This is a genomic window from Microbispora bryophytorum (genome assembly GCF_043197435.1).
Classification (GTDB): Bacteria; Actinomycetota; Actinomycetes; order Streptosporangiales; family Streptosporangiaceae; genus Microbispora; species Microbispora bryophytorum.
In genome coordinates this window covers 260,037-278,721 of record NZ_JBICTF010000001.1, presented here as the reverse complement: position 1 = coordinate 278,721, position 18,685 = coordinate 260,037, and the positions used below count along the sequence as shown (strand labels likewise).

Sequence of the window (18,685 nt, the reverse complement as noted above, 5' to 3'; positions counted from 1 at the left end):
CTCACCTCCGCCGACCTGGCCGGCAACGGGGTCCACGGAAACGACCCGGACGTCCACGGCAAGTTCGGCAGGTTCGGCGGCAGATACGTGCCGGAGGCGCTCATCCCGGCCCTCGACGAGGTCGCCGCGGAGTACGAGAAGGCCAAGACCGACCTGGACTTCCTGCGCGAGTTCGACCATCTGTTGCGCACCTACGCAGGCCGTCCCACGACGCTGACCGAGGTGCCGCGCTTCGCCGAGCACGCGGGCGGCGCGCGGATCGTGCTCAAGCGCGAGGACCTGACCCACACGGGCGCGCACAAGATCAACAACGTGCTCGGCCAGGCGCTGCTGACCAAGCGGCTGGGCAAGCGGCGCGTCATCGCGGAGACCGGCGCGGGCCAGCACGGCGTCGCCACCGCCACCGCCGCGGCGCTCATGGGCCTGGAGTGCGTCATCTACATGGGCGCGGTCGACTGTGAGCGCCAGGCGCTCAACGTCGCCAGGATGAAGCTCCTCGGCGCGACGGTCGTGCCGGTCACCAACGGCAGCCAGACCCTCAAGGACGCCATCAACGAGGCGTTCCGCGACTGGGTCACCAACGTCGACCACACCCACTACCTGTTCGGCACCGTCGCCGGTCCGCACCCGTTCCCGGAGATCGTGCGGGACTTCGCCCGGATCATCGGCGTCGAGGCCCGCCGTCAGATGCTGGAGCTCACCGGCAAGCTGCCGGACGCGGTCTGCGCCGCCGTCGGCGGCGGCTCGAACGCCATCGGCGTCTTCCACGCCTTCATCGAGGACGAGGGCGTCCGGCTGTACGGCTACGAGGCCGGCGGCCGGGGCTTGGAATCCGGCGAGCACGCGCTGACCCTGACCGAGGGCAGCGTCGGCGTGCTGCACGGCTCGCGCACCTACGTCCTGCAGGACGAGGAGGGCCAGACGATCGAGTCGCACTCGATCTCGGCCGGCCTCGACTACCCCGGCGTGGGCCCGGAGCACGCGTGGCTGAAGGACACCGGCCGGGCCACCTACGAGGGCGTGACCGACGAGGAGGCCATGCAGGCCTTCGCCCTGCTCGCCCGCACCGAGGGCATCATCCCGGCCATCGAGTCCTCGCACGCGCTCGCGGGCGCGCTGCGGCTGGGCCGCGAGCTCGGCCCGGACGCCGTCATCCTGGTGAATCTGTCGGGCCGCGGTGACAAGGACATGGGCACCGCCATGAAGTACTTCAACCTCTGATCAGCATCGATAGGGCATCCCGATGACGACACTCCACGCGGTGTTCGACAAGGCCCGCGCCGAGGACAGGGCCGCGCTGGTCGGCTACCTCCCGGCCGGGTTCCCGACCAAGGACGGCGCGGTCGCCGCGGCGACCGCGATGGTCGAGGCCGGCTGCGACGTGATCGAGATCGGCCTGCCGTACTCCGATCCGCTCATGGACGGCCCGACCATCCAGGACGCCGTGCACCGGTCGCTGATCAACGGCACCCGCATCGCCGACGTGCTGCGCACCGTCGAGGGCGTGGCGAAGTCGGGGGCCGCGACGCTGGTCATGACGTACTGGAACCCGATCGACCGCTACGGCGCCGAGCGATTCGCCCGCGACCTCGCCTCGGCGGGCGGCGTCGGGACCATCACGCCGGACCTGACGCCCGAGGAGTCCGAGCCCTGGCTCGCCGCGAGCAAGGAGGCCGGCATCGACACGGTCTTCCTCGTCGCGCCCAGCTCGCCGGACGAGCGGATCGCCCGGGTCGCCGCCTGCTGCACGGGCTTCGTCTACGCGGCCTCGCTGATGGGCGTGACCGGCGCCAGGGAGACCGTCGGCGCGGCGGCGGAGGGTCTGGTCAAGCGGACCAAGGCGAACACGTCGCTGCCCGTCTGCGTCGGGCTCGGCGTCGGGAACGGCGCTCAGGCCGCCGAGGTCGCGGCGTACGCCGACGGCGTCATCGTCGGGTCCGCCTTCATCCGGCGCCTGCTCGACGCTCCCGACGAGAAGTCCGGTCTCGCGGCGGTACGTGAGCTCGCGTCCGAACTAGCCCGGGGTGTCCGACGCTGAGGCGCCCTGGGGTTTCCTTCCCGTACATGCGCCGTGAGCAGGCGAGATGAGGCGGCTTACCATGCTCTTATCCAGCACATGGTGAGGTTGAGTCCCGGTACTGTTCAGTCGGTGTTGCCTACCGGGCGAGGAGACTCATGGTTCAGTTGGCATCCGGCGCCTCGGTGTCCGAACGGTTACAGCCCGCGAAACCCGTGCTCTCCTGGGTCACGACCGCCGCACGGGTCGTGCTCGCCGCTGTACTGATCGTCGCTGGGGCGCTCAAGATCGGAGCGCCCGCGTTGTCGGTGCAGGCGGTGCGGGCCTACCAGCTCCTGCCGGACTCCGTCGCGCAGGTGGTGGGGTACGGCCTGCCCGTCCTGGAGATCATCACGGGCCTGTTGCTGCTCGTCGGCCTGTTCACGCGGGCGGTGGCGATCGTCGGCGGGGTGCTGATGGTGGCGTTCGTCATCGGCATCGCGTCCGCCTGGGCCAGGGGACTGCGCATCGACTGCGGCTGCTTCGGCGGTGACGGCACCCTCGCCGCGGGACAGGACCCCAATTACTTCTGGGAGCTGATGCGCGACCTCGGGCTGCTGGTCTGCGCGGCGTGGATAGCGGTCAGACCGGCGGGCCGCCTGTCGCTGGACTCCGCGCTGGGCTTCACGGGGGAGCGGGAAACGGCGGACGAGGACGACTCGGACGGCGGGGAGGACGACGGTGCGTGACCGCGGACGACCGCGGAACGTCGCCGAGAAGACAGCCAGGGGGGAAGCTTCGTGAGCAAGCGGACGAGTGAGGCGGCCAGGGCCCGGATCGCGGCCCAGCGGGAGACCTTGCGCAAGCAGGAGCAGCGCAAGCGCATCACGATGATCGTCACCATCGCTGTGATCGCTGTGATCGCCGTCGCCTTCACGGTGTGGTCGGTGCGGCAGGGAAGCGCGGAGGAGGCCTCGGGGAACGCCGCTCCCGTCACCGTGGAGAAGGACGGAACGGTCGTGATGGCCAATTCCGGCGTGACCAAGCCCGTGGTCGACGTGTTCGAGGACTTCCAGTGCCCCGCGTGCAAGCAGTTCGAGGAGACCAGCGGCTCGACGCTGAAGAACCTGGCCGCCGAGGGCAAGGCCAAGGTCGTGTATCACCCGATCACGATCTTCACGGAGGAGCCGACCAAGGGCAACTCCCTGCGCGCGGCCTCCGCCGCCCGCTGCATCACCGACGGCCGGCAGTGGCTGGCGTTCCATGACGCGCTCTACAAGAACCAGCCGAGCGAGACCGTGTCCGGGTTCAGCGCCGACGAGCTGATCAAGTGGGGCAAGCAGGCCGGCGTCACCGCCGAGGACTTCGACAACTGCGTACGGCAGCAGCGCAACGTCGCCGCGCACCAGCAGTTCTCCGCGCAGACCATGAGCGCGCAGAAGCTGAGCGGCACGCCGACCGTCAAGCTCGACGGCAAGGAACTCGACACCAATGTCGCCTTCGCGCCGAGCTCGCTGCGCGACGCGGTGGAGAAGGCCGGCAAGTGACCTCCCGCGGGACGGCCCCCCGGTGGGCCGTCCCGCGCCCGGCCTGCGCCCGTCCCGCGCCGGCCAAGAATCGGGCAAGGGCCGCGTGGTTCTCCTGTGACGGGGGTATCGAGCGCGATGTCACGAGCTCCGCACAGGGTGAAGGAGGGGCCGGTCCGACCAGCGTCCCGCCCGCGCCCGCCACGAGCGGTTCCGCCGCGATGAGCTGAGCGAGGAGGCGCCGTGCCCGCCCACACCGGTGAGAAGGCCCGCAAGACCGGCGTCTTCCACTGCGCCGTCTGCGGGGAGAAGGTGCCCGTCCGCGAGGGCGACACGATCCCTAAGTGCCCGAACGGCCACACCGAGTTCGACAGCCGCACCCAAGAGCCGGACAACCGCTCGTAACCGGGCGGCGGCCGATGCCGGTGCCGCCGGGGCGATGAGCCCCCGCGATTCGGTGGCCGGGGCCGCGATGGGCGTCCTTTCCGGCACGTGGGCGGTGATCGGCGGCGTCACGCTCATCTCCGCTCCCGGAACCACCAGCGCGGCGCTGGGCGTCGTCCTGCTCACGGCCGCCGCGGCGATGCTCGTCCCGGCCCTCGCGGGCCTGCCCAAGGCGATGCTCGTCCCGGCCCTCGCGGGCCTGCCCAAGCTGGTGGCCGCCGCCGTGATGGGGATGTCCGCCGCCAGGTTCGCGATCACCGGCGTCTACGAGCTCACCGCGTCCGCGGAATGGAGGACCACGGCGGGCGTCGCCGGTCTGGTGCTCGCGGTCGTCGCCTACTACGCCGCCCTGGCGTTCGAGCTGGAGGACGCGCACGGGCGCGCGCTCCTCCCCGTGGCCCGCCTCGGCCGGGCCCGTACGGCGGGCCGGGGCGACCTGCGCGACCGGACGAAGGGGCCGGCGCGCGAGGCGGGCGTGCGCGAGCAGCTCTGACGCTGCGAACATCCGGGCCTGGGGGACCTCGCCGCGCGCCTGGCCGCCCTCCGCGGGGCACCCGCCGCCGGGCCCTGAGCGCGGTGCGGCGAGTGGTCGGCGCAGGTCGCGGGACGGTTGCCCGCACCTCGCTCCGGGCCCGCCCTCTCTTGCGGTAACGTCACGTTACATGCCCCTCCTCGCCTCGATTCCCAGCCCGTCACAGGGGGTCTGGAATCTCGGACCGATCCCGATCCGCGCGTATGCGTTGTGCATCGTGCTCGGCGTCATCGTCGCCGTCTGGATCGGCGAACGCCGCTGGCGCGCCCGTGGCGGCGCCCCCGGGACGATCACCGACCTCGCGGTCTGGGCCGTGCCGTTCGGCCTTGTCGGCGGACGCCTTTATCACGTCATCACCGACTGGCAGATCTACTTCGGCTCGGATGCGCCCAAGCGGCCGATCGACGCGTTGTTCATCTGGGAGGGCGGCCTCGGCATCTGGGGCGCGATCGCCCTCGGCGCGCTCGGCGTCTGGATCGCCTGCCGCCGGCGCGGCATCTCCTTCACCGCCATCGCCGACACCCTCGCCCCCGGCGTCGCCGTGGCCCAGGCCATCGGCCGGTGGGGGAACTACTTCAACCAGGAGCTGTTCGGCGGCCCCACGAGCCTCCCGTGGGGCCTGGAGATCGAGCCGGGCCGCCCGGGAACCATCCCCGGCGCGACCACCTACCACCCGGCGTTCCTGTACGAGTCGCTGTGGGACCTCGCGCTCGCCGGTGTGCTGATCCTGGCCGCCCGCCGGTTCAGCCTGCGGCACGGCCGGGTGTTCGCGCTGTACGTCGCGGGCTACACGCTCGGCCGGTTCTGGATCGAGGGGCTGCGGGTGGACCCCGCCCACCACATTCTCGGCCTGCGGCTGAACCAGTGGACCTCGGTCGTCATCTTCCTGTGCGCCCTGGCGTACCTGTGGCTGGCCCGCAACCGCAAGGGCGAGGAGCCGCTGGGCGTGCAGGCCGGCGACACCGGCGCGGACAACGGCGACCTCGCCCATGGGGGGGACCAGGCCGACCCCGGCCACGGGCGGGACCAGGCCGACGAGCCGGAACTCCTGCGCGACGACGAGCGGGAGGACCGGGAGACGCCAGGCGGCGCCGGCGATCCGCCCCCACCGGACGGCGAGCCGGGTTCCGGCACACCGGCGGCGACCGCGAGAGCGGGCGCGGCGAGCGACGGCGCGGCGGTGGAACCAGAGGCCGGCCAGCGATGACGGGGGCCACGACGGGGGCGCGGGCCGAGATTCACCACGAGCACCGGGACGTCACCGGCGGCTGGTTACGCCCCGCGGTCTTCGGCGCGATGGACGGGCTGGTCTCCAACTTCGCGCTGATCGCGGGTGTCGCCGGCGGCACCGCGGAGACCAGGATCGTCGCCCTCGCCGGCATCGCCGGCCTGGCCGCCGGAGCGTTCTCCATGGCGGGCGGCGAGTACGTGTCGGTCGCCAGCCAGCGCGAGCTCGCCCAGGCGGAGATCGCCGTCGAGCGCCGGGAGCTGGAGCGGCACCCCGAGGCCGAGGAGGCCGAGCTCGCCCGGATGTACGAGCAACGGGGTGTGGACCCGGAGACCGCCAGAGAGGTCGCCCGGCAGATCTCCCGGAACCCGGATGAGGCCCTGGCGGTCCACACGCGGGCCGAGCTGGGCGTGGACCCCGACGACCTGCCCTCGCCCGTGCTGGCCGCCGTGTCGTCGTTTCTGTCGTTCAGCCTCGGCGCGCTGGTCCCGCTCCTGCCCTACCTGCTGGGCGTGCGGGGGCTGTGGATCTCCGCCGCGGTGTCGATGGTGGCGTTGTTCGCCGCGGGCGCCGTGGTCTCCCGGGTGACGGCCCGCAGTTGGTGGTTCAGCGGCCTGCGCCAGCTCCTGGTGGGGGCCGTGGCGGCGGCGCTGACCTGGGGCCTGGGCTCGCTGATTGGAACCGGCGGTCTATGACCAAGCGTAAGCGCCGCTCGTCCGCGCAGGCCGAGGGGCGGACCGGGGCCGCCCTCGCCGATCTGGGGCTGGACGACCGGCAGCAGCGTGTGGTCGTGTGGTCGGTCACCGCTGGGGGAGTGCTGGCGATCGCCCTGGTGCTGACGCTGGTGGTCAACGCGATCGGGGGCGGGCAGTCGCAGTCGGCGCAGGGGTCGGGCGAGGTGCCGGGGGAGGGCCTGCCCGCGTCCTTCCAGTCCTGGCCGTCCCTCAAGGAACTGGCCCCGATCGCCGACAGGAAGGCCGACACCGCGCCGCTGACCGTCCAGGAGGTGTTCGGCGCGCGGACGTTCACGGCCGGGAAGGTCACGCTGCGCAGACTGGCCAGCCGTCTGGACCAGGCCTGCGCGGGCGCCGTGTGGGGCGCCGACCTCAGCGAGGCCCTGGCCGAGGCCGGATGCGGTCAGGCCGTCCGCGGCCTGTACGCCACCGCCGACGGGATGTACGTCACGCAGTACACCCTGTTCAACCTCACGGACGCCACGGCGGCCCAGTCGCTGGCGAAGTCGATGGAGTCGCTCTACCGGGGCGCCTGGGTGCAGCCGCTGGAGTCGTCGCGGGCGAAGTTCGGCGCCTACAGCGAGGCGAACGCCTACGTCCTGGGGCACTACCTCGGGGTGACCTGGATCGGCCGTGCCGACGGGGCGGAGCCGGGGGAGAAGGACGACTTCATCATGCTCGGCCTGGCCGCGCGGGAGGCCGAGAAGGCATTGTTCCGCCGCGTGGTCAAGGTGACCGGGGTGCCGTCGGACCCCGCGCAGCCGCCGGGCCCCGCCGACACCGCCCAGCCCACCGAGGAGCCCCCCTCCGAGCCGGGCGCCTCTCCTGCCGTGTCCGCGCCCGGCGCGAGCACGTCCGTGGAGCCGTCCGTCCCCGCCGCGCGATAGCCCGGCGCGGCAGCCCCACACGGCAGCCCCGCGCGGTAGGACCAGCGCGGCAGGTGGGCGCTGTGGGGGCGGTGCGGCAGATTGGCGCGGTAGGACCGGCGCGGGTAGGTCGGCACTGTGGGACCAGCGCGACGCATTCGGCGCGATCCGCCCGGCCCGGTGTCGTCAGGCCGGGCTGGGAGCGTCGATTCGCGCCCTCATCCAGGCGAGGCGGTGGAGGGGGAGCTCCAGCAGGGTGGCGTCGAGGGCCCAGGGCGCGGCCTCCTCGACGGCGGCCCTGGCCTGCCGCTTGGTGAGCCCTGCCGCCCCTGCCGATCCTGTCGCCCCGGGCTCGGTGAGCGCCTCGCGCCAGGTGTTGGCGACCTTGCCGTGGGCGCTGTCCATGATCCTGCGCACCACCCGGTCCGGTCCGCCGTCCGGGGGCGAGAGCCGTACGGCGTCGAGGGCGTGGCCCGCTTCCGGAGGCGCGGCGGTCAGGCGATAGACGGGGGCGAGCAGGTCGGCGAGCTCGGGCAGGTCGGCGACCGTGTCCGCCACCGGGCCCGCGGTGAGCACGCGTACATGCCGGGCGCGCGTCGCGAGCAGCAGGCGGGGCAGCGCGGCCTCCAGCCCCGCCGGCAGGGCGATCGCCACCCTTTCGGGGTCGGCGGCGTACGGCTTGGCCAGCAGGGTGGCGAGCCGGGTGCGCGGCACCTGCGGCAGCAGGCCGCGCGGCCAGTCTCCGGCGAGCAGGTCCGGTCCGAACGCGGTCACGGCCGCCTCGTCCGGCGGCGCCGCCGGGGCTGACTCGACCGCCTGGGGGCCCTGGGTGTATATGGCCGTGGCGAGGCGGTCGAGCCGGGCGGCGATCGCCGGCCACGTCTTCGTGGTGGGCCGCAGGACGTACAGGTCCGCCGCGCTGCCGATCGCCTCCGCCCCGTGATACCGGTTGAAGTGCGGAAATATCGCCTCGTTTAGCAAGTTGAGGTCGAAGAGGGCTTTTTGTACCTTCAGCGCGAGCATCGGGGTGCGCTCCGAGGCGCCGTACGCCACGAGGATCCGTCCCCGGTCGCGGTCGCGCAGGCCCTCGGCGGCGCGGGCGGCGAACAGCCCGATCCCCTCGGGCGTGTACGGCGGGTCGGTGATCGCGAGGTCGGCCCAGCCGCGCAGCGACGGGGGCAGGCCGAGGCGCAGGTCGGTCCAGCGGGTGCGCACCCCCAGGTCCTGGGCGTCGATGTACTCGAGGATGCGGTCGTCGACGTCGGCCACGGCGACCTCGGCCTCGGGATGGATCATCCGCACGGCGAGCGAGGTCAGGTCGTGGTCGCCGACGCACAGCAGGCGGGCGCCGGGCAGCCAGAACCGCCGCCCCAGCAGGAGGGCGCGGCGCAGCACGGTCTCGGCGGTCGCGGAGACGTGGTCGAGCGCGTGCCGTCCCCGGGGGGCCCCGGCGATCAGCGTCTCCAGGCGTTCGAGCGTCGCGGAGTGCTCCGCGACCATTCCGGCGACCGGATTCCCAAGACCGGAAATATCCGTAACAATACTGACGTTGTAGCGGTTGACCTGATCACTGGGAATACGGACACGGTCGCCGCTGTGCTCAAGGGGGAGCACACGCAGCAGCGACTCGATCGTCCGCCGCGACGTCGCGGTCTCCCTGACCAGGTCGCCCAGGGTCCACCAGCGGCCGCCGGACAGGAGCGCCAGCGCTCCGCGCAGGCGCAGGCCGTCCACGCCGGCCTCCGCCAGCAGTTCGTCGATCGCCTCATGACCACTCATGCGCAAACCATATCCACGGCGCTGACCTGTGAAGGTTCGCGAAGCGGACCTGGGGGGCACTATTCCGGCAGCGTGTTGTAATCTCTAAGCACTACAACCGCAGCAGGGCCAGCGTCGTCCCTCTGTTCCACGCAGACGTTGACGACGGGAGTGACTACATGCCTGCTGCCCGCCTTGGCCTTCCCGGAGGTCTCCCCGAGCCCCAGGGACTCTACGACCCCGGATTCGAGCACGACGCCTGTGGCGTAGCCATGGTGGCCGATGTCGCCGGTCGCCGCAGCTACGACATCGTCGCCAAGGCACTGACCGCGCTCCGCAACCTCGATCACCGGGGTGCGAGCGGCAGCGAGCCGGACACCGGCGACGGAGCGGGCATCCTCACCCAGATCCCCGACGCGTTCTTCCGCGAGGTCGTGGCCGATTTGGGATGGCACAGCCCGCTGCCGCCCGAGGGCGCGTACGCCGCGGGCACCGCGTTCCTGCCGCTGGACGAGCAGGCCAGGCAGACCACGATCGGCCTCATCGAGCAGATCGCCGCCGAGGAGGGCGTGACCATCCTCGGCTGGCGCGGCCTGCCGGTGGACCGCGAACTGCCCGGCGCCACCGCGCGCGCGGTCATGCCGCACTTCGCGCAGCTGTTCGTGACCTCGCCCGGCGGCGAGAGCGGCGTCGACCTCGACCGCATCGTGTTCGCCTTCCGCAAGCGGGCCGAGCACGAGGCGGACGTCTACTTCTCCTCGCTGTCCTCGCGGACCATCGTCTACAAGGGCATGCTCACCTCGCTGCAGGTCGAGCCGTTCTTCGCCGACCTGTCCGACGAGCGCTACGTCAGTGCCATCGCGCTGGTCCACTCGCGCTTCTCGACCAACACCTTCCCCTCCTGGCCGCTGGCCCACCCGTACCGGTACATCGCCCACAACGGTGAGATCAACACCGTGCGCGGCAACCGCAACTGGATGCGCGCCCGCGAGGCCATGCTCGCCACCGGCCTGATCCCGGGCGACCTGCGGCGACTGTTCCCGATCTGCGACCCCGACGGCTCCGACACCGCCTCGTTCGACGAGACGCTGGAGCTGCTGCACCTCGGCGGCCGGTCGCTGCCGCACGCCGTGCTGATGATGATCCCGGAGGCGTGGGAGAACCACACCGAGATGGACCCGGCCCGCCGGGCCTTCTACGAGTTCCACTCCACCCTCATGGAGGCGTGGGACGGCCCCGCGTCCATCACCTTCTCCGACGGCACGCTGGTCGGCGCGGTCCTCGACCGCAACGGCCTGCGCCCGGGCCGGTTCTGGGTCACCGACGACGGCCTGGTCGTGCTCGCCTCCGAGGCGGGCGTGCTGTGCGACATCCCGCAGGAGAAGATCGTCCGCAAGGGCCGCCTGCAGCCGGGCCGCATGTTCCTGGTGGACACCGCGCGCGGCCGGATCATCGAGGACGACGAGATCAAGGCCGAGCTCGCCGCCTCCCAGCCGTACGGCGAGTGGCTGCACGCGGGCCTGGTCCGCTTCGAGGAGCTGCCCGAGCGCGAGCACGAGCACCCCACCCACGAGGCGCTGGTCAAGCGGCAGCAGACCTTCGGCTACACCGAGGAGGAGCTGCGGGTCATCCTCACGCCGATGGCCAAGAACGGCGCCGAGCCGATCGGCTCGATGGGCACCGACACCCCGGTGGCCGTGCTGAGCGAGAAGCCGAGGCTGCTGTTCGACTACTTCAGCCAGCTGTTCGCGCAGGTCACCAACCCGCCGCTGGACGCCATCCGCGAGGAGCTCGTCACCTCGCTGCAGTCGACGATCGGCCCGGAGGGCAACCTGCTCGACCCCGGCCCGGCCTCGTGCCGCCGGCTCGTGCTGCCCTACCCGGTGATCGACAACGACGAGCTCGCCAAGATCGTCCACATCAACGACGAGGGCGCGCTGCCCGGCTTCCAGCCGCACGTCGTGTCCGGCCTGTTCGACGCGGCCGGCGGCGGCGAGGCGCTGGTGCGGCGGCTGGAGGAGATCCGCCTGGAGGTCTCCCGGGCCATCGAGGACGGCGCGCGGATCATCGTGCTGTCCGACCGCGGGTCCTCCCGCGAGAAGGCGCCGATCCCGTCGCTGCTGCTCACCGGCGCCGTGCACCACCACCTCATCCGGGAGAAGTCCCGCACCCGGGTCGGCCTCGTGATCGAGACCGGCGAGGCCCGCGAGTGCCACCACATGGCCCTGCTCATCGGCTACGGCGCCAGCGCGATCAACCCGTACCTCGCGCTGGAGACGGTCGAGGACATGTGCGGGGAACTCGGCATCCTCGAACTGGACCCGCGCAAGGCCGTGCGCAACCTGATCAAGGCGTACGGCAAGGGCGTGGTGAAGGTCATGTCCAAGATGGGCGTGTCCACGGTCGCCTCCTACACCGGCGCGCAGATCTTCGAGGCCCTCGGCCTCGGCGCCGAGGTCATCGAGCAGTGCTTCGCCGGCACCACCTCCCGGCTCGGCGGCGTCGGCTTCGACGTGCTGGCCGAGGAGGCGCTGGAGCGGCACGCGCGGGCCTACCCCCGTGCGGAGAACCCGCACCGGCGGCTGGAGGTCGGCGGCGAGTACCAGTGGCGCCGCGAGGGCGAGCCGCACCTGTTCAACCCGACCACCGTCTTCAAGCTGCAGCACTCCACCCGCACCCGGCGCTACGAGATCTTCAAGGAGTACACGTCCCTGGTGGACGGGCAGTCCGAGAAGCTCATGACGCTGCGCGGCCTGTTCCGGCTGCGTCCCGCCGGCGCGCCCGTGCCGATCGACGAGGTCGAGCCGGTCGAGTCGATCGTCAAGCGGTTCTCCACCGGCGCCATGTCGTACGGCTCCATCTCCATGGAGGCGCACGAGACGCTGGCCATCGCGATGAACCGGCTCGGCGCCAAGTCGAACACCGGTGAGGGCGGCGAGGACCCCGAGCGGCTGTACGACCCCGAGCGGCGCAGCGCGATCAAGCAGGTGGCCTCCGGCCGCTTCGGCGTGACCAGCGAATACCTCGTCAACGCCGACGACCTGCAGATCAAGATGGCGCAGGGCGCCAAGCCCGGCGAGGGCGGCCAGCTTCCCGGCCACAAGGTGTACCCGTGGATCGCCAGGACCCGGCACTCCACGCCCGGCGTCGGCCTCATCTCCCCGCCGCCGCACCACGACATCTACTCGATCGAGGACCTGGCTCAGCTCATCCACGACCTGAAGAACTCCAACCCGCGCGCCCGCGTCCACGTGAAGCTGGTGGCCGAGGTCGGGGTCGGGACCGTGGCGGCGGGCGTCAGCAAGGCCCACGCCGACGTCGTGCTGATCTCCGGCCACGACGGCGGCACCGGCGCCTCCCCGCTGACCTCGGTCAAGCACGCGGGCGCGCCCTGGGAGCTCGGTCTGGCCGAGACCCAGCAGACGCTGCTGCTCAACGGACTGCGCGACCGCATCGTCGTCCAGGCCGACGGCCAGCTCAAGACCGGTCGCGACGTGGTCATCGCGGCGCTGCTCGGCGCCGAGGAGTACGGCTTCGCCACCGCTCCGCTGGTCGTCTCCGGCTGCGTCATGATGCGGGTCTGCCACCTCGACACCTGCCCGGTGGGCGTGGCCACCCAGAACCCCGAGCTGCGCAAGCGGTTCAGCGGCAAGCCCGAGTTCGTGGTGAACTTCTTCGAGTTCATCGCCCAGGAGGTGCGGGAGTACCTCGCCGAGCTCGGCTACCGCTCGCTCGACGAGGTCATCGGGCGGGCCGACCTGCTCGACACCACCCGGGCGGTCGACCACTGGAAGGCCTCCGGCCTCGACCTGTCGCCGATCCTGCACCAGCCCGAGCTGCCCGAGGGCACCCCGCGGCGCAAGGTCGTCGACCAGGACCACGGGCTCGACAAGGCGCTGGACAACACGCTGATCCAGCTCGCCGAGGGCGCGCTGAACTTCGGCGACCCGGTCACGCTGGAGCTGCCCATCCGCAACGTCAACCGCACGGTCGGCACGATGCTCGGCCACGAGGTGACCAAGCGGTACGGCGGGGCCGGCCTGCCGGACAACACGATCGACGTGTCGTTCACCGGCTCGGCGGGCAACTCGTTCGGCGCGTTCGTGCCGCGCGGCATCACGCTGCGGCTGACCGGCGACGCCAACGACTACCTCGGCAAGGGCCTGTCGGGGGGCCGCGTCATCGTCCGCCCGCACCCCGATGCGCCGTTCGAGGCCGAGACGCAGGTCATCTCCGGCAACGTCGGCCTGTACGGCGCGACGTCCGGCGAGGTCTTCGTCCGCGGTGTCGTGGGCGAGCGGTTCTGCGTGCGCAACTCCGGCGCGACCGCCGTCGTGGAAGGCGTCGGCGACCACGGCTGCGAGTACATGACCGGCGGCCGGGTCGTCGTCCTTGGGCCGACCGGCCGCAACTTCGCGGCCGGTATGTCGGGCGGCGTCGCGTACGTGCTCGACCTGCGGCCCGAGCGGGTCAACCGCGAGATGGTCGAGCTGGAGGCGCTGGACGACGACGACGCCGAGTTCCTGCGGGAGATCGTCGACAAGCACTTCGCGGAGACCGGATCCACGGTGGCCAAGGCGCTGCTCGCCGACTGGGACGCCGCGCTCGGCCGGTTCGGGAAGGTCATGCCGTCCGACTACAAGCGGGTCCTGCGGGCGCGGGCCGCCGCCGAGGCCGAAGGCCGCGACATCGACGAGGCGGTCATGTCCGCCGCCCACGGGTGACGCCGATGCGAATCACCGCGACCGTTTCCGTGACCGTTTCCCTGCAGGGATAGAGGGGGGTAACACCGTTGGCTGACCCGAAGGGGTTCCTGACACACGGGCGCGAGCTGCCGGCGCGCCGCCCGGTCGACGTCCGCATCCGCGACTGGCGCGAGGTCTACGAGGACTTCCCCCGGCCCGCGCTCGCCAAGCAGGCGGCCCGCTGCATGGACTGCGGCATCCCGTTCTGCCACAACGGCTGCCCGCTCGGGAACCTCATCCCCGAGTGGAACGACCTCGTCTACCGCGACGACTGGCGTGAGGCGATCGAGCGGCTGCACGCGACCAACAACTTCCCCGAGTTCACCGGCCGCCTGTGCCCCGCGCCGTGCGAGTCGGCGTGCGTCCTCGGCATCAACTCCGACCCGGTCGCGATCAAGCGGGTCGAGGTCGAGATCGTGGACCGCGCCTTCGCCGAGGGCTGGGTCACGCCGCAGCCGCCCGCCGCCAAGACGGGCAGGAAGGTCGCGGTCGTCGGCTCGGGCCCGGCCGGCCTCGCCGCCGCGCAGCAGCTCACCCGCGCCGGGCACGACGTCGTCGTGTTCGAGCGGGCCGACCGGATCGGCGGGCTGCTCCGCTACGGCATTCCCGAGTTCAAGATGGAGAAGCGGCACGTCGACCGCCGCCTCGCCCAGATGGAGGCCGAGGGCACCGAGTTCCGCACCGGCGTCGACGTCGGCGTCGACGTCACCGTGGACCGGCTCCGCGAGGAGTTCGACGCCGTCGTGCTGGCGGGCGGCGCCACGGCCTGGCGTGACCTGCCGGTGCCCGGCCGCGAGCTCAAGGGCGTCTACCAGGCGATGGAGTATCTCCCGCCCTCGAACAAGGCCCAGGAGGGTGACTACGCCGAGTCGCCGATCTCGGCCGAGGGCAAGCACGTCGTCGTGATCGGCGGCGGCGACACCGGCGCCGACTGCATCGGCACGGCGATCCGCCAGGGCGCCCTGTCGGTCACCCAGCTGGAGATCATGCCAAGGCCGCCGGTGGACCGTCCGGGCAGCCAGCCGTGGCCGACCTACCCGATGCTGTTCAAGATGGAGAGCGCGCACGAGGAGCTGGAGGCCGGGGCGGGCGACCGGGTGTACGCGGTGTCCACCACCGGGTTCGCCGGCGACGACGAGGGCAACGTGCGGGCGCTTCGCCTGGTCGAGGTCCAGGGCCCGGCGGCGGGGTTCGCGCCGATCCCCGGCACCGAGCGGGAGATCCCGGCCGAGCTGGTGACGCTCGCCATGGGCTTCCTCGGCCCGGAGAAGGGCCCGCTGCTGAACGACCTCGCGGCGCTGTCCGGCGACCCGGAGTCGTTCTTCGACGCCCGGGGCAACGTGGCCAGGAACGCGTCGTACGAGACGTCGGTCGAGGGCGTGTTCGCGGCCGGTGACATGGGCCGCGGCCAGTCGCTGATCGTGTGGGCGATCGCCGAGGGCCGGTCGGCGGCGGCGGCCGTGGACCGCCACCTGAGCGGGCGGACCGTCCTGCCCGTTCCCATTCCGCCGACGGCGCGGCCTCTCGTCTGAGGGATGTCGGCGGCCGTGGTCCCAGGGGACCGGACCACGGCCGCCGGGATTGGGTCGTGCCAGGCACTCTCAAGGGGATAAAGCGGGCATATGCCATTTCGGTGGCCGGGTTGCGAGCGCATACGGCTGCCGGGAGGATGCTGAGCCCGGACGAGGGCCCCGGCACCAGGGGCCCGCCATCGAGGAGGATCGTTGTACGCACGGGGGCGGCTCGCCGGGGCCATCATGTCCATCACGCTGCTCGGCGGGCTGGGGGCCGCGGCACCGCCGGGGGCGGCGGCCGCGCCCGAGCCCGCGCAGAACTACCTGGTCTTCTACAAGGACGGCGGCTCGGCCGCCGCGCAGCGGGCGGCCGAGGCGGCCGGAGGAACGGTCCAAGGGCGGGACGACAAGCTCGGCTACCTCATCGTGCGGGCGTCCGACCCCGAGAGGATCGGCGCCGACCCCTCCGTGATCGGCGTGACACTCGACCGTCCCATCGGCAAGATCGCCGACGTGCCCGCGCCCTCCGGCGTCCGGTCGGCCGAGCACGTCGGGGCCGCCGAGCACGCCCGGTCGGCCGCGACGCATGTCAGGTCAGCACAGGGCGGCGACCCGCTCTCCGGCCGCCAGTGGGACATGAAGATGATCGGCGCCACCCCGGCCGGGTCGTACGCCAAGGCCCGGGGCAGCCACAAGGTGCTGGTGGGCGTCATCGACACGGGCGTCGACGGCAGGCATCCCGACATCGCGCCCAACTTCAACCGGGCGCTCAGCCGCAACTTCGTCGTGGACCAGCCGACCGACGACAACGGTAAGGCGCTCGACGGGCCCTGCGAGCACAAGGGCTGCAAGGACCCGGCCGACGTGGACGACGACGGCCACGGCACCCACGTCGCGAGCACCATCGGCTCGCCGATCAACGGCATCGGCGTCAGCGGGGTGGCCCCCGACGTGTCGCTGGTCAACCTCCGCGCCGGCACCGACTCGGGCTTCTTCTTCCTCAAGCCCACCATGGACGCCCTGGAATACGCCGCCGACGTCGGCGTCGTCGTGGTCAACATGAGCTTCTACGTGGACCCCTGGACGTTCAACTGCGCGAGCAACCCGAGCGACACGAACAGGGAGCAGCTGGAGCAGCGGGCGATCCTGGAGGGCATGCGCCGCGCGGTCAAGTACGCCCGCGCGCACGGCGTCACGCTCGTCAGCGCGATCGGGAACGAGGGCCTCGACCTCGGCAAGGTGAAGACCGACTCCTCCAGCCCCGACTTCCCGAAGGGCGTGGAGAAGAAGCGGTCCGTCGACAACACCTGCCTCAACGTCCCGGCCGAGCTGGACGGCGTCATCTCGGTGTCCTCCGTCGGCCCCGGCGGGCGCAAGGCGTCGTACTCCGACTACGGCGTCGAGCAGACCGACATCGCCGCGCCGGGTGGCGACATGTTCGACGGGGGCACCGACCTCAAGGGCACGAGCCGGGAGATCCTGGCCGCCGCTCCCGAGAACGTCATGCGCGCCAAGGGCCTCATCGACGCCGCGGGCAAGCCGAAGACGTCCTCGGTGATCCGCGACTGTCACCACGGCACGTGCGCCTACTACCAGTACATGGAGGGCACCTCAATGGCCGCGCCGCACGTCACCGGGGTGGCGGCGCTGATCATCGGCCGGTTCGGCAAGCCGGGCAAGGGCGGGCTCCAGATGGACCCCGCGCAGGTGGAGCGCCTGCTGTACGCGACGGCGACGCCGAAGGGCTGCCCGGCGCCCCGCACCTACCGGTACGGCACGGGCGAGAGCCAGGTCTGCGAGGGGCCCACGGCCAAGAACGGCTTCTTCGGCCACGGCCTGGTCGACGCCGCCCGGGCCGCCACCGCCGCGCCCTGAGCCTTCCGGGGCGCTCTTCCCGGGTCCGCCCGGGCCTTGCCCTGTGCTTCTCTCCTGGGCCGCTTCCTGGGGCTGCCCTGGGCCTGCCCGGGCGGCCTTGGGGCTCGTCCCTACCTGAGTACGCGCCTGAGTAGTCCGCCGGATGCCCGGCGGGCCGCGGCGGCCTACCCTCCTTCGCGGAGGAGGGCAGAACGATGATCTACCGACTCGTCTGGCAGGCCACCATGGCGGCGCATTTCCTCGTCATCGCCTACATCGCCCTGGGCGGCTTCCTCGCCTGGCGGCGGCCCCGGCTGATCTGGCCGCACCTCGCGCTGTGCGCCTGGGGGCTGGTGCAGCTCGCCGGGCTCGTGGAGTGCCCGCTGACCGCGCTGGAGAACTGGGGGCGGGCCGGGGCGGGGGAGCGCGGCCTGCTGCCCGGCGGCTTCATCGACACCTACATCGAGGGCGTCGTCTATCCGGAGGCGTACGTCTGGCACGTGCGGTGTGCGGTGATCGCCGTCGTGCTCGTCTCCTGGGCCGGTCTCGCGATCAGGATCCGCCGACGCCGCACACGTCCTGCGCGTACGACAGGAACGCCTGCTGCACCGGAGCCGGGGGCGTTGCGATGAGGTAACGCTTCTCGCCGCCGCCCACGGTGCCGTAGATCGGGAACAGGTAGGCCTTCTTGGCCTCCGCGAAGGCGTGCCAGTCGCAGCGCATGGGGGTGACCTCCACCGGGATCTCCAGCCGCGTGGCGTCCGCCGCGAGCACGGCCACCGGCCCGCGCTCGCCGCCGCGCGGGTGCCGGGAGCGGGGGAGCATCGTGTAGTGCGTGGTGGCGCCGAGGTCGTCGATGGTGATCGGCTCCGCTCCGCCCTTCCTGGTGACGACGAGGTTCCCCTGGAGGGTCCGGCCCACGCGGGTCCAGGTGCCGCCGAACGTCACGTCCACCGACCGGCGCAGGATGTAGGCCCCGCACTCGGCCTTCACCAGCCCGTCCAGCGTGGGATCGGGGTGGTGGACCGGGAACACCACCTTGCGCGGCGTCCCGTCGCCGACCTGGATGTGCGCCACCACCGTGGCCGGTTTGACCGGCGGGATCGTCGCCGGGTCGCAGCGCGCCTCGCCGTACGGGATCCGCAGGTCCGTGCGCGGCGTCCGGCCGAGGGTGGTGTTCATGCGGGTCGGCGGGAGCGTCGCGAACGAGCCGGTCACGAGCTGGACGTCCAGGAAACGAACCTGCGTGCCGGTGTCGTTGCGCACGGACACCTCCAGCTCATGGGCCGTCTCGTCGCTGCGCCACTGGTTCAGCGACACCGAAACGCCCGCAGGGGGTGCGCCCGATTCGGTACCCTGGCCTCCGCACGCGGCCAGGGTGAACAGCGCCGTTATTACCCCCCAGGTCCGGGTACGTCCCATGGCTGCCTAGGCTAGGGCACGCGGGTGATCGCGTGAAGTGTCTGAACATTTGTCGACAGCTGTGTG

15 protein-coding genes are annotated in these 18,685 nt (G+C 72.0%); 13 read left to right on the top strand and 2 right to left on the bottom strand.

Going from position 1 to position 18,685, the window contains the following annotated elements; all coding sequences use genetic code 11:
* Positions 1 to 15: 15 nt before the first annotated feature.
* The 9 genes from trpB to ACGFIB_RS01240 all read left to right on the top strand — a co-directional run bounded on the left by trpB (position 16) and on the right by ACGFIB_RS01240 (position 7,347).
* Positions 16 to 1,221, top strand: a complete 1,206-nt coding sequence (gene trpB / locus ACGFIB_RS01280; RefSeq protein ID WP_223867119.1) for a tryptophan synthase subunit beta — start codon at positions 16 to 18, stop codon at positions 1,219 to 1,221.
* Between the two features lie 22 nt (positions 1,222 to 1,243).
* Entirely contained in the window at positions 1,244 to 2,038 is a 795-nt protein-coding gene (trpA, locus tag ACGFIB_RS01275; protein ID WP_357258032.1) for a tryptophan synthase subunit alpha, read from the top strand.
* 137 nt (positions 2,039 to 2,175) lie between these two features.
* Positions 2,176 to 2,745, top strand: a complete 570-nt coding sequence (locus ACGFIB_RS01270) for a DoxX family protein (RefSeq protein WP_357240241.1) — start codon at positions 2,176 to 2,178, stop codon at positions 2,743 to 2,745.
* Between the two features lie 51 nt (positions 2,746 to 2,796).
* Positions 2,797 to 3,543 (top strand): DsbA family protein, encoded by a 747-nt coding sequence (locus ACGFIB_RS01265; RefSeq protein WP_229689646.1) that lies wholly within the window; start codon positions 2,797 to 2,799, stop codon positions 3,541 to 3,543.
* Between the two features lie 222 nt (positions 3,544 to 3,765).
* On the top strand, positions 3,766 to 3,927 hold the full coding sequence (locus ACGFIB_RS01260) for a zinc ribbon-containing protein (protein WP_142568702.1): 162 nt from the start codon (positions 3,766 to 3,768) through the stop codon (positions 3,925 to 3,927).
* 34 nt (positions 3,928 to 3,961) lie between these two features.
* Positions 3,962 to 4,459, top strand: a complete 498-nt coding sequence (locus ACGFIB_RS01255; RefSeq protein WP_393367721.1) for a hypothetical protein — start codon at positions 3,962 to 3,964, stop codon at positions 4,457 to 4,459.
* A gap of 169 nt (positions 4,460 to 4,628) precedes the next feature.
* Positions 4,629 to 5,705, top strand: a complete 1,077-nt coding sequence (gene lgt, locus ACGFIB_RS01250; RefSeq protein ID WP_357240249.1) for a prolipoprotein diacylglyceryl transferase — start codon at positions 4,629 to 4,631, stop codon at positions 5,703 to 5,705.
* Positions 5,702 to 6,421 (top strand): VIT1/CCC1 transporter family protein, encoded by a 720-nt coding sequence (locus ACGFIB_RS01245; RefSeq protein ID WP_357022130.1) that lies wholly within the window; start codon positions 5,702 to 5,704, stop codon positions 6,419 to 6,421. Before lgt ends, ACGFIB_RS01245 begins: the two co-directional genes overlap by 4 nt.
* On the top strand, positions 6,418 to 7,347 hold the full coding sequence (locus tag ACGFIB_RS01240) for a hypothetical protein (protein WP_393367718.1): 930 nt from the start codon (positions 6,418 to 6,420) through the stop codon (positions 7,345 to 7,347). The genes ACGFIB_RS01245 and ACGFIB_RS01240 overlap by 4 nt, the downstream gene beginning before the upstream one ends.
* 165 nt (positions 7,348 to 7,512) lie before the next feature.
* Here the strand turns inward: ACGFIB_RS01240 and ACGFIB_RS01235 are convergent, their stop codons facing one another.
* Positions 7,513 to 9,105, bottom strand: coding sequence for a bis-aminopropyl spermidine synthase family protein (locus tag ACGFIB_RS01235; protein ID WP_393367716.1), 1,593 nt, complete (start codon positions 9,103 to 9,105; stop codon positions 7,513 to 7,515).
* Between the two features lie 158 nt (positions 9,106 to 9,263).
* Here ACGFIB_RS01235 and gltB point away from each other — a divergent pair, with 158 nt between their 5' ends.
* The 4 genes from gltB to ACGFIB_RS01215 all read left to right on the top strand — a co-directional run bounded on the left by gltB (position 9,264) and on the right by ACGFIB_RS01215 (position 17,829).
* A complete protein-coding gene (gene gltB / locus ACGFIB_RS01230; RefSeq protein WP_357240258.1) occupies positions 9,264 to 13,808 on the top strand; it encodes a glutamate synthase large subunit in 4,545 nt (1,514 codons plus the stop codon).
* Positions 13,809 to 13,876: 68 nt separating this feature from the next.
* Positions 13,877 to 15,361, top strand: coding sequence for a glutamate synthase subunit beta (locus tag ACGFIB_RS01225; protein ID WP_142568714.1), 1,485 nt, complete (start codon positions 13,877 to 13,879; stop codon positions 15,359 to 15,361).
* 192 nt (positions 15,362 to 15,553) lie between these two features.
* Entirely contained in the window at positions 15,554 to 17,218 is a 1,665-nt protein-coding gene (locus ACGFIB_RS01220; RefSeq protein WP_393367713.1) for a S8 family peptidase, read from the top strand.
* A 194-nt stretch (positions 17,219 to 17,412) separates the two neighbouring features.
* On the top strand, positions 17,413 to 17,829 hold the full coding sequence (locus ACGFIB_RS01215) for a DUF2784 domain-containing protein (protein ID WP_393367711.1): 417 nt from the start codon (positions 17,413 to 17,415) through the stop codon (positions 17,827 to 17,829).
* On the opposite strand, the gene ACGFIB_RS01210 is transcribed toward ACGFIB_RS01215, so the two are convergent.
* Positions 17,750 to 18,619: a hypothetical protein gene (locus ACGFIB_RS01210; RefSeq protein WP_393367709.1), complete on the bottom strand. Its 870-nt coding sequence runs from the start codon at positions 18,617 to 18,619 to the stop codon at positions 17,750 to 17,752. The two genes, ACGFIB_RS01215 and ACGFIB_RS01210, sit on opposite strands and share 80 nt — an antisense overlap.
* Positions 18,620 to 18,685 lie beyond the last annotated feature (66 nt).